This window comes from Arthrobacter senegalensis (genome assembly GCF_059091765.1).
Genome location: NZ_JBNHGZ010000003.1, coordinates 176,788 through 191,362, shown reverse-complemented (window position 1 = coordinate 191,362; position 14,575 = coordinate 176,788). Strand labels below are relative to the sequence as shown.

General features: G+C 66.6%; 15 protein-coding genes. 9 read left to right on the top strand and 6 right to left on the bottom strand.

Going from position 1 to position 14,575, the window contains the following annotated elements:
• Nucleotides 1-53: 53 nt before the first annotated feature.
• Complete coding sequence (locus AC5RVG_RS10975) at nucleotides 54-1,292, bottom strand: alpha/beta hydrolase family protein (RefSeq protein WP_494013867.1); 1,239 nt, start codon at nucleotides 1,290-1,292, stop codon at nucleotides 54-56.
• Between the two features lie 100 nt (nucleotides 1,293-1,392).
• On the opposite strand from AC5RVG_RS10975, the gene AC5RVG_RS10970 reads away from it, so the two are divergent.
• From AC5RVG_RS10970 to AC5RVG_RS10945, 6 genes are all read left to right on the top strand, one after another.
• Entirely contained in the window at nucleotides 1,393-1,896 is a 504-nt protein-coding gene (locus tag AC5RVG_RS10970; protein WP_494013866.1) for a hypothetical protein, read from the top strand.
• A gap of 14 nt (nucleotides 1,897-1,910) precedes the next feature.
• Nucleotides 1,911-2,333: a peptide-methionine (R)-S-oxide reductase MsrB gene (gene msrB / locus AC5RVG_RS10965; RefSeq protein WP_494013865.1), complete on the top strand. Its 423-nt coding sequence runs from the start codon at nucleotides 1,911-1,913 to the stop codon at nucleotides 2,331-2,333.
• Nucleotides 2,334-2,563: 230 nt separating this feature from the next.
• Complete coding sequence (locus AC5RVG_RS10960; RefSeq protein WP_494013864.1) at nucleotides 2,564-3,943, top strand: DUF6421 family protein; 1,380 nt, start codon at nucleotides 2,564-2,566, stop codon at nucleotides 3,941-3,943.
• Between the two features lies 1 nt (nucleotide 3,944).
• Nucleotides 3,945-4,748 (top strand): SDR family NAD(P)-dependent oxidoreductase, encoded by an 804-nt coding sequence (locus tag AC5RVG_RS10955; RefSeq protein WP_494013863.1) that lies wholly within the window; start codon nucleotides 3,945-3,947, stop codon nucleotides 4,746-4,748.
• Between the two features lie 49 nt (nucleotides 4,749-4,797).
• Entirely contained in the window at nucleotides 4,798-5,865 is a 1,068-nt protein-coding gene (locus AC5RVG_RS10950; protein WP_494013862.1) for a threonine aldolase family protein, read from the top strand.
• A 112-nt stretch (nucleotides 5,866-5,977) separates the two neighbouring features.
• Nucleotides 5,978-6,568 carry a DUF3000 domain-containing protein gene (locus tag AC5RVG_RS10945; RefSeq protein ID WP_494001247.1) on the top strand — a complete coding sequence of 197 codons (591 nt, stop codon included), beginning with the start codon at nucleotides 5,978-5,980 and terminating at the stop codon, nucleotides 6,566-6,568.
• Nucleotides 6,569-6,776: 208 nt separating this feature from the next.
• Here AC5RVG_RS10945 and AC5RVG_RS10940 read toward each other — a convergent pair whose 3' ends face one another.
• The 4 genes from AC5RVG_RS10940 to AC5RVG_RS10925 form a co-directional block, all read right to left on the bottom strand.
• Nucleotides 6,777-7,298, bottom strand: a complete 522-nt coding sequence (locus tag AC5RVG_RS10940) for a class I SAM-dependent methyltransferase (RefSeq protein WP_493999562.1) — start codon at nucleotides 7,296-7,298, stop codon at nucleotides 6,777-6,779.
• Between the two features lie 263 nt (nucleotides 7,299-7,561).
• Nucleotides 7,562-8,017, bottom strand: a complete 456-nt coding sequence (locus AC5RVG_RS10935; RefSeq protein ID WP_493999561.1) for an AAA family ATPase — start codon at nucleotides 8,015-8,017, stop codon at nucleotides 7,562-7,564.
• A gap of 95 nt (nucleotides 8,018-8,112) precedes the next feature.
• Entirely contained in the window at nucleotides 8,113-8,769 is a 657-nt protein-coding gene (locus AC5RVG_RS10930; protein ID WP_493999560.1) for a response regulator, read from the bottom strand.
• Nucleotides 8,770-8,788: 19 nt separating this feature from the next.
• Nucleotides 8,789-10,024, bottom strand: a complete 1,236-nt coding sequence (locus AC5RVG_RS10925) for a sensor histidine kinase (RefSeq protein ID WP_494014124.1) — start codon at nucleotides 10,022-10,024, stop codon at nucleotides 8,789-8,791.
• A gap of 552 nt (nucleotides 10,025-10,576) precedes the next feature.
• On the opposite strand from AC5RVG_RS10925, the gene AC5RVG_RS10920 reads away from it, so the two are divergent.
• The 3 genes from AC5RVG_RS10920 (at nucleotide 10,577) to AC5RVG_RS10910 (ending at nucleotide 13,495) form a co-directional block, all read left to right on the top strand.
• Nucleotides 10,577-11,032 (top strand): hypothetical protein, encoded by a 456-nt coding sequence (locus tag AC5RVG_RS10920; RefSeq protein WP_493999558.1) that lies wholly within the window; start codon nucleotides 10,577-10,579, stop codon nucleotides 11,030-11,032.
• 272 nt (nucleotides 11,033-11,304) lie between these two features.
• Nucleotides 11,305-11,658 carry a hypothetical protein gene (locus AC5RVG_RS10915; RefSeq protein ID WP_493999557.1) on the top strand — a complete coding sequence of 118 codons (354 nt, stop codon included), beginning with the start codon at nucleotides 11,305-11,307 and terminating at the stop codon, nucleotides 11,656-11,658.
• A 382-nt stretch (nucleotides 11,659-12,040) separates the two neighbouring features.
• The gene (locus AC5RVG_RS10910; protein WP_494013861.1) at nucleotides 12,041-13,495 is read left to right on the top strand and encodes an HRDC domain-containing protein; all 1,455 of its coding nucleotides are present in this window, start codon (nucleotides 12,041-12,043) and stop codon (nucleotides 13,493-13,495) included.
• On the opposite strand, the gene AC5RVG_RS10905 is transcribed toward AC5RVG_RS10910, so the two are convergent.
• Nucleotides 13,433-14,461, bottom strand: a complete 1,029-nt coding sequence (locus AC5RVG_RS10905; protein WP_494013860.1) for a DMT family transporter — start codon at nucleotides 14,459-14,461, stop codon at nucleotides 13,433-13,435. The genes AC5RVG_RS10910 and AC5RVG_RS10905 overlap by 63 nt on opposite strands.
• Between the last annotated feature and the right edge of the window lie 114 nt (nucleotides 14,462-14,575).

The following is a 14,575-nucleotide window of genomic DNA, read 5'->3' as shown; positions in this document are numbered from 1 at the left end:
CCTGGCCGCGCTGACGGGCGCGTCCTTCGCCCCGCTGAAGGCGGGATAGGGCCCTAGCCCACCGGACGGAGCACCCGGGTCAACCAGGACGTGACGACGCGCTCCCAGCGTTCCGGGTCCACGTTCCATTCGCGCGTGTGACCGGCCCCGCTGAAGGGCTCGAACGTGACCAGCGGGTTCTTCTCGGCCAGCGCCGCGGACGGGCCGTGCGGCACGAAGTCGTCGTCCTCGCTGTGCACGATCAGCGTCGGCACCTGCAGCTCGTCGGCCCGGGCCACCCAGTTCATCATCTTCAGGTCCAGCGGGGCGGCGAGGCCGGTCAGCAGCCGTCCGGCCTTGTTCGAGATCAGCCACTGCGAGAACTGCCCCACGGCATCCGGTATCCGGTTCAGCTTCGCCTGGTGGGCCAGCACGTCGGTCCAGTCAATCACCGGGGCGTCCAGCACCAACGCACGGATCCGGCTCCGGTAGCGGGACTGGTCGGCTGCCTGCAGGCTGATGGCCCCGCCCATCGACCAGCCGAACAGCACTACATCCTCCGCCCCGTTCGCCAGGGCGAACCCGATCGCCGCCTCGACGTCGCGCCATTCGGTCATGCCCAGCCCGTAGCGGCGGTCCGGGGCGGACGGGGCTTCGCCGTCGTTCCGGTAGGAGATCAGCAGCGACGCCATGCCCAGCCCGCGGACCGACCGGACGGCGCGGATGCCCTCGGCCCGGGACGCACCCCGGCCGTGCACCATGATGGCCCAGGTTTTCGCCTCCGCCTCGGCGCGGACCAGCCAGGCCGGCGCAATGCCGCCTTCCACCTCGATGTCGACTTCCTCGTTGGCCAGCCCGACGGCGGCCGGGTCCGGGTAGGCCGCACCGCCCCACCAGCCGCGCGTGGCGGCGGCGAGGTCGCCGGCATACACCTGCTCGACCCTGCGCTGGACCGTGCCTTCCCGCGGCGAGTAGGACGTCACCTCGCCCACCCGCGCCACGGATCGTCCGCCGTCGAAATAGACGCTGTAGACGCCCGGCGCCGTGGTGTCCGGGGTGGCCGGCAGGATGATTTCCTGCTGCGGGCCGGTTCCGACGACGGCCAGGATTTCCAGGTCCTGGACGTGCTCGCGGACCGGAGTGAGAACCTGGCGGGCGAAATAGGAGGCCAGTCCCGACGTCGCTCCGGCCAGGACTGATCCGGCTCCGGCTCCCGCCAAGGCACCGAGCAGCAGCCAGCGGGCACGGGGCAGCTGGCCGTCGCCGGCGGAGGTGTTCCGGCCGGACCGGTCTGAGCGTTCGAACACAGCCATGGGTCCATTCTTGCCGGTGCCGGTGCCGACCGCTAACCGGCGCCGCCGTCGGCGCGCCGCGTTGTTGTCCCCCGCTTGTGCTGCTGATTAGGCTGGGCGCATGACCGAAACCATCGTCGTGCTGACCGAGGAACCGCTCAATGACGCCGACCTGCAGAATTTCGGCTGGCTGGCCGGCGAGCAGACCGCCGCCGGGCAGACTACCTTCCGGGTGCTGATTCCCGAGGACACCAAGCGGAACCTGCTGCTCGATTTCGTCGAGCGGCTGAGCCTGCTGGAGGTCGGCACCGCGTTCCGCGAGCTGGCGCACGGCCAGCCGACGCCGGAAGAGGCCCGGCACGAGGCCGACGAAGCCAGGCGCATCTCCGCCAGGCTGCTGGCGGAAGCAGGCTTCAACGCCACGGTGGACATCGTCGAGGACGACGGCGTGTCCGCCCTGGTCAAGTACGTCGCGGAACATCCGGCAGACCGGGCCGTTGTCATCACCCGGCCGCATTCCATTTCCGATACCTTCCATACCGACTGGGCCAACCGGGCGCAGGACAAGCTGGGCATTCCGGTCCTGCACCTGTACTCGGGCTCGGGATACATTGGCGACTCGTGAACGTTGGAGAGACTATGAGCAACACAGAGGCCGGACAGTTCCCGGTGACCAAGACCGACGATGAATGGCGGCAGGAGCTGAGCCCGGAGGAATACCACGTGCTCCGCGAGGCCGGCACGGAGCGCCCCTACACCGGCGAATACTGGGACACCCATACCGAGGGGGTCTACAGCTGCCGCGCCTGCGGAGCCGAATTGTTCACCAGCAAGGAGAAGTTCGACTCCCACTGCGGCTGGCCGTCCTTCTGGGCGCCGCTGGCCGAGGGCACGGTGCGCTACCTGCGGGATTCGACTATGGGGATGGAGCGGATCGAAGTCCGCTGCGCCAGCTGCGACTCGCACCTCGGGCACGTGTTCGAGGGCGAGGGCTACGGGACCCCCACGGATCAGCGCTACTGCATAAACTCGGTGTCCCTGACGCTGAAGGACACGCAGTAGCTTTTCGTACCGCGCCTCCCCTCACCCCTTCGGCGCTTCCACGTTTCATCTGATTCAAGCCCGGCCAGCACGAGCCGGGCTTAATCATTCCCGCCCGCCGAGGGGCTGAGCATTACAGTTCCTTACTTAGGGCCGCTTTTGACATAAGTAGTGCTGTTGCCTTGCTACGCTCGCTGCATATTCCACATGAGGCGCCGGGAGACCCGGCCCGACGGAAAGGCGAGGCGACGATGACCATCACCCCCACCCGCAGCAACTCCAGTGCCGCCGTGCACGGCAACCCGGCGCAGCACCCGGCATGGCTGCGCCTGAAAGAGGCGGCCACCGCACTGCGCGGACTCCAGGTCCACGACGGCTCGGTACCGGACGACGGCAACAAACCCGCTGCCGCCGGGCACACGGACGTGATCATCGACGCCATCGGCCAGCTGGCCCCGCTGTTCGAACACGACGCCGACTACCTGGAGAAACTGGTGGTGGATTTCCGCCGCTGGCGCGACGGCGGATTCGGCGTCCCGGACTTCCTGGACTCGCTCCTGGCGTTCCAGCCGCAGCAGCACCGGATCAACGGCCTGCGGCACTTGGTGGTTTTCCCGATGTACACGCAGAACGGCAGCAGCGACCGGTTGGTCGAAGCCGTGCTGATCGAAGTCATCTGGCCGGACTTCATCGGCGAACTGGAATCGGGCTCCTACTCCAACAAGCTGTTCGTGCCCATCCGCTTCCTGGACTTCACGGCCGGCTACGACACCAACTCGGCCGTACTCTTCCCGGAGACCGTGGCCGTGCGGGAAACCCCCGCCTTCACCTGGGGCGCCATCTTCGCCGACCGCGAGGCGGCCCGGTTCCGCAAAGTGGTCCGCGCCGCGGCCGACATCACCTCGCTGGACCTGCCGGAAGAAGCTGCGGCCCTGCTCGATGACCAGCAGTTGACGCAGGAAACCTTTGTCATGTGGGACCTGATCCACGACCGCACGCACATGCGCGGCGACCTGCCCTTCGACCCGTTCATGATCAAGCAGCGGATGCCGTACTTCCTGTACTCGCTGGAGGAACTGCGCTGTGACCTGACCGCCTTCCGCGAGTCGGTGCGCCTGGCCCAGGACGCCACCGCGTCCGATGAGGTCCGCAGGCACGCCCGGCTGGTGCAGTACGCGGTGATCTTCGACCGGATCTTCCGCTTCGCCATCACCGGCAACCGGGTGCGCAACTACGACGGTCTGGGCGGCCAGCTGCTGTTCGCCTGGCTGCACCAGCACCGGGTGCTGCACTGGACGGACGGCAAGCTTTCCATCGACTGGGACAACGTCGCGGACGCCGTCGTCGCCCTGGGCGGGGAAATCGAGGAGCTGTACTGGCGCTCCATCGACCGGCCCAAGGTGGCCCACTGGCTGGCCGCCTACGAGATGCTGACCAAGACGCTGACCCCGCACCCGGCCTCGGTCTGGGCCAAGGGCCCCGATGCGCTGCCGCTGACGGGGCTGCCGCGCGAGGTCACCGACCAGGTCATGGACGACGAGTTCCCGCTGTCGATGTTCTACGAGGCCCTCTCGCGGAAGATGAAGCCGGTGATCGAATCCACCTCGGGGATCATCGGAGAGTCGGCCTGACATGGCCGCCGCCGAACACCAGCGCAACGGCGACGGGCCGCCCGATGCCGAACGGCTGCTGGCCGCCGCGCCCGGCCCCGGCCGCCTCGCCGGCCTCACGGTGGTCGTCGCCGGCGCATCCGGCGCCTCCGGCCAGGCCGTCACCGCTGCCCTGACCGGCGCGGGTGCCACCGTGCTGGCGGTCGGCAGCAGCAAGGACCGGCTCGACGCCGCCTACGCGGAGAACGACGCCGTGGCCTCCTTCCAGTGCGACCTCGCCGACCGCCGGGCCGTGGAAGAGCTGGCCGGCGCCGTCGCCGCCGAGCACGGCGGGGCCGACGGCCTGATCCACCTGGTGGGCGGCTGGCGCGGCGGCCAGGGCCTGACGGGGCAGTCGGACGAGGACTGGGACTTCCTGCACCGGCAGCTGATCAGCACGCTGCGCAACACCACCCGCGCCTTCTATTCCCAGCTGGAGGCCTCCCCGTCCGGCCGGGCGGCCATCGTCTCGAGCACGGCAACGGATTCCCCCACCGCATCCGGCGCCAACTACGCTGCCGCCAAAGCCGCCGCCGAGAGCTGGATGTTCTCGGTCGCCGACGCCTTCCGCCGGGCCCAGTCCGGACGCAAGGAGGATCCCGCCCCCCAGCGCTCCGCCGCCGTCGTCCTCGCCGTCAAGGCCCTGCTGGACGACGCCATGCGCCGGGCCGATCCGGAAAAGGCATTTGCCGGTTTTACCGACGTGGCCGACCTGGGCCGCGCCGCCGCCTCCCTGTTCACGCTGGACGCCGCCCGCCTCAACGGGGAACGCATCCGGCTGGCCTGACCCGGGTCCGGCTGTGACGGCACCCACTCATTAAGGAATACTGAAACACGTGACTGACTCCCCCCTGCTTTCCGGTTCCCTGCACGACACCGACCTGCGCGGCTTCGCCTCGGACAATTACTCCGGCGTCCATCCGGAGGTCCTGACCGCGCTGGCCCACGCCAACACCGGGCACCAGGTTGCCTACGGCGAGGACGCCTACACGGCGCGGCTGCAACAGGTGATCGCCGGACACTTCGGCGACGCCGCCCAGGCTTTCCCGGTGTTCAACGGGACCGGCGCCAACGTGCTGTCGCTGCAGTCGCTGTTGCCGCGGTGGGGCGCCGTCATCTGCACCTCCTCCGCGCACATCAACGTGGACGAAAACGGTGCGCCCGAACGCGTGGGCGGGATCAAACTCCTGGCGGTGCCGGCCGACGACGGCAAGCTCACCCCGGACCTGATCGACCGCGAAGCGTGGGGCTGGGGCGACGAACACCGCGCGCAGCCGCTGGCCGTGTCCATCACGCAAAGCACCGAGCTGGGCACGCTGTACAGCATTGAGGAAATCCGCGCCATCGCCGACCACGTGCACGAACGCGGCATGAAGCTGCACATGGACGGGGCACGGCTGTCCAACGCGGCCTCCTCCCTAGGCACCGACCTGCGCAGCTTCACCACCGACGCCGGGGTGGACATCCTCTCGCTCGGCGGCACCAAGAACGGCCTGCTCTACGGCGAATGCGTGGTGGTGCTGAACCCGGATGCGGCCCACGGGCTGCAGTACCTGCGCAAGATGAACATGCAGCTGGCCTCGAAGATGCGGTTCATCTCCGCCCAGCTCATCGCCCTGTACGACGGTGACCTGTGGCTGCGCTCCGCTTCCCACGCCAACGCGATGGCCGCGCGGCTGCGCGCCGCCGTCGAGGGCGTCGAGGGGCTGTCCCTGACCCAGCCGACCCAGTCCAACGCCGTGTTCGCCGCGCTGCCGCCCGGGGTGGCGGACCGGCTGCGGCAAAAGTTCCGCTTCTACGACTGGGATTCGTCGCGCGGGGAGGTCCGCTGGATGTGCTCCTTCGACACCACCGAAGACGACATCGACGCCTTCGCCGCGGCCATCCGCAGCGAACTCTCCTAGTCCCGCGCGGATGCCCTCCGCTCCCCGGCGCGCCTGCCTGACGTCCTGCGGCATCAGGGCCTAATCTGGCTGTGTGAGTGCGATTGATCTCTCTGCAGTGCCGCCTGAGTTCATGCGCGCGCTGTCGGACCTGCGCCAGGCGCAGTGCCGGAATGAACTGCGGCTGGAGGAAATTCCGGCGCCCTCCCGGCTGGCCCCCTTCGCCGTGGCCCTCGGCGCGGAAGTCATCGCCGAACCGGGCCCCCGGCCGCTCCACGGCCCGGTGGTCACCGCCCTGCAGACCGCCGACGGCCCGGAACTGGCCACCGGCCGCTTCATCCTGCTGCACGACCCGGAAGGTTCGGCGGTCTGGGACGGAACCTTCCGAATCGTCACCTACATCCGCGCCGAGCTCGACGCCGACATGGGCAACGACACCATGCTCGGCTCCGTCGCGTGGGACTGGCTGGTGGAAGCCTTGGAGAACCACGGCGCCCCTTACCGCAACGCCGGGGGCACCGCGACCCGCATCCTGTCCGAAAGCTACGGCACGCTGAGCGGGCGGCAGGACTCGATCGACATCGAACTTCGCGCGTCCTGGACGCCTGCCTCCGCCGACATCCGCTCCCACCTGGAGGCGTGGAGCGACATGGTGTGCACCTATGCCGGGTTGCCGCCACTGCCGGAAGGTGTTGCCGCCCTGCCGCACCGCCGCCGCAACTGACCAGCCGACGCCCGCCTGCAGGGCAGCCCGTGTGCCGGCGCGTCCCGCCATTCGGCCGGGCACGAGCCACACGTTACGGACCGGCACCGGGCCGTGGCGAGTTCCCGGGTCAGCGCGGCAACGTGCGCGGCGTAGGGGTAGACCTGCCCAGGCGGCGGTCTCGTAGGAGTACACGATGAGGTAGCTGACAGTGGCCTGCTCATTCTTTTTACCGGACGGAAGCCGTTATGGCGGCATGGGCTCGCTTCCCGGGGTCTTGGCGCGTCTCGACGTCGAGCACATCGAAACCTGCTTCGCTGAGCAAGTGCCCCATCTGCTCGATGGAGCAGTAGTACGCCGTTGTAACAGCGTGTGGGAAAGGCTTGCCCGAAAAACCCTCGAAGAATCCGACGAGTAGTTGCCCGCCCTGGGCAAGGGCACGAGCGATCTCCTTGAGCACGAAGGACAACTCGTCTGGTGGCATGTGGATGAGGGAGTACCAGGCCAGCACACCATCCAGTGATCCATCTGGTACGTCTAGATTACGTAAGGAGGCAACGCGAAAAGGCACATCGGGAAAGCGTACGCGGGCACTTTCAATGAATTCGGGAACAAGGTCGATCCCTTGCACATTGGCACCGCATTGGTAGAGGAAGTCGGTCCAATGGCCGGGTCCACACCCGGCATCAATCACGCAGCCGTCAATACTTGTTGCCCAACGTCCGATGCGTTGCCGATCCAGCTCGTGCATGTCCTCAACGGAACCAAGAATGCGCGTGTACTCGGCGGCACGTGCCCTATATGCGGCTCGGATAGATTCACTCCCCATGCTGACGAGCGTAGCGGTCAGGGAACAACACCGAACGATACATGGGCCTGCGCCTCTATGCCGCTCTTTAACCGGGCACTTCGCCAGCATGGCGGCTAGCGTCAAGGACGCCGTGCCGGGCCCCTTACTCTTTGCGTCCCGCCACATGACTCCCAGGTGCCTGCTAGCCGTTCGTTTATCGGGCGTCAGGCCTCATCACACGTCGAGATGAGACGCTCAACCTCATCCGCCAGTTCCGGAACCGGTCGACGACCATCCAGTTCGTGGGACGCCCCTTTCCGAAGCAACGGTTCGACGTCGAGAACGTATTGGCGGATCACGGACTGGTCTGCCTCTGAGCTGCCGTAGGGATTGTTCTTACGAACCGAGACTCGCTCGATGAGGACTTCTACGGGTGCGCTCAGGAGAACAACAGCGGCGAAACGGTCATAGAAGCGACCTTGATTCTCGACAGTCCCCGAGACAACCAGAGACGAATGAGATGCCAGAAGTGCCGTCATCCGCGGTTCATCCCACGTTCCGTCAGGAAGCACCCAGGCGTCGTAGTCGGTGTCGATCGTTCGGTAGCCCCGCCGGGACAACTCGTGCAGCACCGTTGTCTTTCCCACGCCTGGCATGCCGGTGATCAAAACTCGAGACATGACAGCCGGCGTAAACGGTGCGCGAGAGTGCCCGGTAACCGAGATGCACGCACCAAATCAGCGCCCGCAACAGTTATCGAGCAACTGTCGCCTGTTCAGGTGCCCAGTAGGCGGCGTTCGTGGGCGAAGGCGACCAACTGGAGGCGGGTGCGCAGTTCGAGCTTGTCCAGCACGCTGCGCAGGTGGGTTTTGATGGTGGCTTCAGAAACGAACAGACTCTCCGCCATTTCACCGTTGCTCAGGCCTTTTGCCGCGAGCAGGAAGACGTCCCGCTCCCGCACCGACAACACATTAAGTACGGACAAGTCCGGGCCGATAGCGGGAACGGTGCGGGCTGCATGCTCGAAGAGAGAGTGAATGGATCCCGGGGCGATGACGGAGTAGCCGGAATGAACGGTCCGGATCGCCGCCAGTAGAAATTCCGGTTCCGCGCTCTTGAGCAGATACCCGCTCGCCCCGGCCTGCACAACCTGAACCACTGCCTGATCCCTGTTGAACGTGGTCAACGCAATGATCTTCGGCTTATCGATGCCGGCCGCCGCGGCGTGCTGCACGATCCGCCGGGTGGCTTCGACGCCATCCATTACCGGCATACGCAGGTCCATCAGCATCACGTCCGGACGCCGTTCGATTGCAAGGGCCACCGATGCTTCCCCGTCACCGGCCTCTCCCAAGAATTCCAGATCCTCCTGGCTCTCTATCAGCATGCGGATACCCGCCCGGAACAAGGGCTGGTCGTCCACCAGGGCCACGGTGATACGTGTCCCCTCCTCAACCACGGTGGTCCGCTTCCCGTGCGGCCCCTGCCTGCCCGGGAAGGCCCGCTGCGGCGAGAGCCGGCTGGACTTCCGCACTCGAAACGTCACCGAAGGTGTCCCTGGCTTCGGCGCCGACTGCATCGTCCCCCGTCGTCGCTTCCATGGTTCCGTAGGGGATAAAGGCCGTCACCCGGAAGTGTTCGCCGTCCGGCCCGGCCGTCAGCCAGCCACCGGCCAGATGGGCGCGTTCGCGCATACCGGGAAGTCCCCTCCCCACCCGGGACGTGGCCGGATTCGCGGCATCTTCTTGGCCGGTTGCGGCGCCGGACGAGGCCACGTGCAGAGTCAGGCCCGGCCCGCTCCAGTCAAAGTGGAGCTGCACATCGGTGCCGCGCCCGCCATGTTTGAGGGCGTTGGTCAGGCACTCCTGAACGATTCGGAAGACGGCCATCTCCTGCCCGGCAGACAGTTCCACCGGTGTCCCAGACTCGGTCGGGTGAATCTTCAAACTTCCGCGCTGCATGCCTTCGATGAGTTCCGGGATGTCACTCAGCAGCGGCTGGGGCGCCACCATACCGTTATCGTGGACGCCCTCGATCACGCGTTGCGCATCCACCAAGGCGCTCCGGGCGGATCGGGCGATCGTGTCCAGGGCGCTTAGGACGGCTTGGGGCTGGTCCTTGCTCAGGTAGCGGGTTCCATCGGCCTGCGCGGCGACGACTGCCAGCGAATGAGCGAGGACGTCGTGCAAATCCCTGGCGATGCGTGTCCGTTCCTGCTCCACGATCAGGTCGATCTCGGTCTCCTGCAGACTGTTTTGCGCCAGTTCGCGGGCCCGGAACAAACCTCCCCGTTCCTGATACAGCGCCGCCAGTCCGCCGACGGCGGCGCACGCCCCGGCTATCAACAGGAGGAGCGCGAACAACTGCCAGCCATAGTCCTGCAGCATCCACCGGTCGCCGGCCTGCGCCGGGGGGAACCAGCCGACACCGTCGCCGTATCGCCACGAAAGCATCAGGAACGCCATGACGGCAGCGGCGGCCACGTTCACGCCCACAGCCATGTACCGCTGCCGGGCCGGGGCAATCCACACGATAAAGCCCAGAGCGACAAACGAGCCAAGGTAAATGGCCCAGTGATTGGCTTCCATCGGCGGCAAAATATGACTTATCTGTCCGGTAAGAAGTGCAACCGTGAACCCAAGAGAGACCAAAGGCTTCCAAGCGGCAGTGGCAACCGCCAGTGTCATCAGCACCAGCGGCCAGTTCCCTGGCCATGACTGCCAGGATCCTCCCATCCTTCCTGCCTCCGCAATACACCACAGTGTAAAGAAAAGGACGGCCGCCACAGGGGCGCCCCAATTCCGCACAAATTTCAAAACCGGTTCCATGCCAGTCACCATATCCACGGCAATCACACAGATCCCGCCGAAATGCTGCAAATCAACCTATTAGCCAAATGAATCATTCTTTGAGCCAGATTTGGTCCGCACCGCACTTCTGGTCTGGTCAGACCCCCCCGATCGACCCGCACAGCCCGATGATGATCCTTGGTCTGCACAGAAAGCATGCAAACGCTTCCCGGAGCGTAGAGCCAGCATAAGGGAACCCTTTATGTACAGAAGTCTGGTGGCCGTAGTGTTTCGAGGAACAGATGGACGGAGCCATTGGCGTGCTCGCACAAAGTGGGTTCAGTCTCAGGTAAAGAAGTAGGTTTCCAAACCGTGCAATCATCCGCAGCAGATATTTTAAGGGGCAACTCTCCCTGGTGGTCATCCATCTGGGCGAGAACGCTAATCGGCTTGGCCCTGCCTCCCGCGTATGTGCACATCCTGCATCATTTTGTCTACCTCTCCTCGGACGCTGTCCAGACCCCCTCCCAAGAAATTGGGGCCGAGGTGGGTGACGCTGTTCTATGGGGCGCGGTTGCATTGGCAGGTTTCGGATTGCTCGGGATCCTCGTCACGATCTACTTCCCCAACAAACGTCTCGTCGTCCCTGCCTGGTCACTCGGAATCTTGGTGCTGATTATGCTGGCTGACATTTGGCTCGTGACGCTCCTGGGCATAGGAGTTTTCAACGTGCCTCACATGTACGCCCCGGTGACACTTATCGTCACTTGCACTGCACTGGCACAACGGATGACAGCCGAACCTGAACACGGACGATGGCCGTGGATCGGGTTTACACTCGGCGCGGCCCCCTTCTTTGCGGCCACCCTGCTACTAGTAACCGAAATCATTTCCGGTTCCAGATGAGGCAACGACAGGCTCGGAGTGGTCCACCCTCCGGCCCGCGCCAGCGGAGCCGGTAGGGCTTAGCCGCTTGTCTTGCGCACTCTTTGGAAGCTTTTCCTAGCCAAACTTCCCCGCCATTACTTTGATGCAAGGCTAATGGCTGGGGAACCTTACTACTGGGGCACACCGCTCCTAGGCCAAGTGTCCGGCAACACCGTCCGCACCGGGTAGGCTGGGCGAAAAATCGATTCGTCCCCGCTCGCACAAACCGGGGTTGATGCGAGGGGGAACAAATGGCTAAGAAACCGTCCATCCTGTTGACTACAGTCTTCTTTCTGACTGCCGGCCTAATCCTTGGCATCAGCACCCTTCCCAGCCAGAGCCCTGCAATTGACACGCCGGATGCCCACCAGCCCTTCGTCGAATGCTCAGCTGACTACGCGGACGGTGCAGGCGCAGAACTGGACCGGAAGAATATGATCGGCGCGGAGAACAGTGTCATCATTTCCCCCGAAGAAATGAAGGTTCTGGGTTTCTCCGAAGCCCAGATCCAAGCCCAGACAGCGAAATGGAACGAGCTTTCCCCGGAAGAACGTGAAGAGCAGTTGTGCCGTGCAGCGCAACAGAACCCGGCCAGCACTCAATAACGCAGAGCGGGCCCTTTCAACCGAAAGTAACCGTTCCTGCGCCGGGCTGAACATAGCCTGACCGAAAGTCCATCGGGCCGGCAAGGATGCAACAAGTACCAAGATCCCTGCGACGACGCCGCTGGAGGCGCTGGCCGAGAAATGTGCGAACACATCCGGCCCGCCGTCGTCCTGGCGCAACCCAGATGAGGGCTCATCCGCAGGAACCCATCCGCTAGCGAAGTCAATTGCAAGTTTGTAATCACCCGGGAGCTGCGGATGCATCAGAAATGGCTGTGGGCTGCCAGGAAGTCGGCGTGCGGCGCTTCATCGCCTCCGATTACGGCATGGCGCGTCCCCCCATTCGGCCGGGCGCATGCTGCTGGCCTAAACTGAACGGATCATGAGCTCCTTGACTTCGGACACGTCCGGGCAGAACAGCCCTGACCAGAGCACTTCCAACGACGCCGCAGAACACCGGGAGCAGACCCCCCAGCTGATCCACCTCGACGCGCCTCGCGACGGCGTTCCGCTGGTCGTCGCCAGCGAGTCGGGGTTGCAGCGGGCCGCCGCTGCGCTGGCGGCCGGCACCGGTCCGGTCGCCATCGACGCCGAGCGGGCCTCGGGCTTCCGCTACGGGCAGCGCGCCTTCCTGGTCCAGTTGCGGCGCGAGGGTGCCGGCACCTGGCTGATCGACCCCGAGCCGTTTGAGGACCTGAAGCTGCTCAATGACTCCCTGCGCGGCGTCGAGTGGATCCTGCACGCCGCCAGCCAGGATTTGCCCTGCCTGTCCGAGCTGGGCATGTGGCCCGACAAATTGTTCGACACCGAACTCGCGGCCCGGCTGGCCGGCCTGCCCCGGGTGGGCCTGGCCGCCGTGATCGAATCCCTGCTCGGCTTCACGTTGGCCAAGGAGCACTCCGCGGCGGACTGGTCCACGCGTCCCCTGCCCGAGCCGTGGCTGCGCTACGCCGCACTGGACGTCGAGGTGCTCATCGAGCTCCGCGAGGCCCTGATCGACAGGCTGCGCGACGCGGGCAAGCTCGAGTACGCGCTGGAGGAATTCGAGGCGGTGCGCGCCGCCCCGCCTTCGCCGCCGCGCATCGACCCCTGGCGCCGCACCTCCGGACTGCACCAGATCCGCGACCGGCGGCAGCTGGCCGCCGTGCGCGAACTCTGGAACGAACGCGAAGCCCTGGCCGCCAAGCGCGATGTTGCACCGGGCCGGCTGATCCCGGACTCGGCCATCGTCGCCGCGGCCAAGGCAATGCCCGCCACCGTCCCGCAACTGCTGGAGACGCACGGGTTCCACGGCCGGGCCGCGCAGCGTGAAGCACCGCGCTGGCTGCGTTGTGTCGCCACGGCCCGGGGCGAGACGGACCTGCCTCCCCTGCACCTGCCCACCAACGCTCCCCCGCCGCCGCGCTCCTGGGCCGACAAGGACCCGGCCGCCGCGGCCCGGCTGCAGACCGCACGCCCCCGGCTGGCAACCCTCGCCGAGCAGTTGGACATGCCGGTGGAGAACCTGCTCACCCCCGACTACCTGCGCCGCACCGCATGGCGTCCGCCGGAACCCGCCACGGAACAGTCGGTAGACGCCGCCCTGGCCGAACTCGGCGCCCGCCCCTGGCAGCGGAAACTGACGGCCGGGCTGCTTGCCGAAGCGTACGCCAACCCGGAGCCGCTGGCACTCAAGGAGAACCCTGAGCCCGAGGCCGCCACCGGCGGCGGCGCCGTCGGCACCTCCGCGCGCCGGCGGACTTCCACGGCAACTGTTGCAGGGCCCGCCGATTCTTCAGCGGGGGCGGTGTCCGGCTCCATCCGGCGGCGCCGGCGTGAACGGCATTCCCCTGCCTGACCGCCCTTGCCGCGCCGGCGTGGGAGCCGGGCGGCGGCCGGGCACCGTCAGGACGGCGAGGCTCGCGATGACCAGGGCGACGCCGATCCAGCCCGCGGGCGGCAGCCGCTCGCCCACCACCAGCACGGCCAGCACGGCGGCCACGACAGGCTCCGCCAGCGAAAGCGTTGTGGCCGTGCTCGCGCGGACCCGCGCGAGGCCGAGGCCGAACAACACGTAGCCGGCGAACATCGGGACCAGTGCCATGTAGGCCCCCACGACCGCGTTGCCCCACGAGGCCAGCAGCGGAGCGCCCGTGGCCAGCAGCACCGGCATCAGCAACAGTCCGCCCAGGCCGAACATGGCGCCCATGGCGGCGCGGGCGGACACACCGCCGCCGATGATCCGATGCGCTGCCCAGGAGTAGAGGGCGTAGGTCAGTCCCGCCAGCAGGCCCAGGGCAATGCCCGCAATCGTGCCGCCCGCACCCCCGGCAGCGTCGCCGTCCGCGGCACCGTTGCCGCCGCCGCCCGCGGCCGCGAAACACAGCAGTGCGGTTCCGGAGAGCCCCAGCACGGCGGCGCCGGCCCAGCGGGCCCCCAGGATGTGCCGGTCGGCAGCCCGTTCGATGAGCGCGGAGGCCAAGGGAGCGGAGCCGATGCTCACCACCGTGCCGACGGCAACGCCGGCCAGGCGCATGGAACTGTAAAAGGCCAACGGGTACACGGCAACGGCCCCCGCCCCCAGAAGTACCAGCTTCCACTGCACCCGCAGTTGCGGCCGGGCACGATTCATCGGCCACAGCGCGGTCAGCGCCTGAAAAAGCCCGCCCACTCCCATGGCCACCGCGCCGATGGCAAGCGGTCCGACGCCGGGCGCGAAGGTGGCGGCCGTTCCGGTGGTTCCCCACAGCACCGACGCCGCCAGCACCAGAAAGGCGCCGGCAGGGGCCTCCGCCGGACGATACCGCTGTTCTTCCGCTTTCATGTCTCCTCGCCGCTTGCCTGCCGCCCAGCGTAGCCGCCGGACCGCACCCGCTGCATTGTTCCGGGGCACCACTACGGCGTGCTTGCTGCTTAAGTTACCGGCGGGTAACATCAT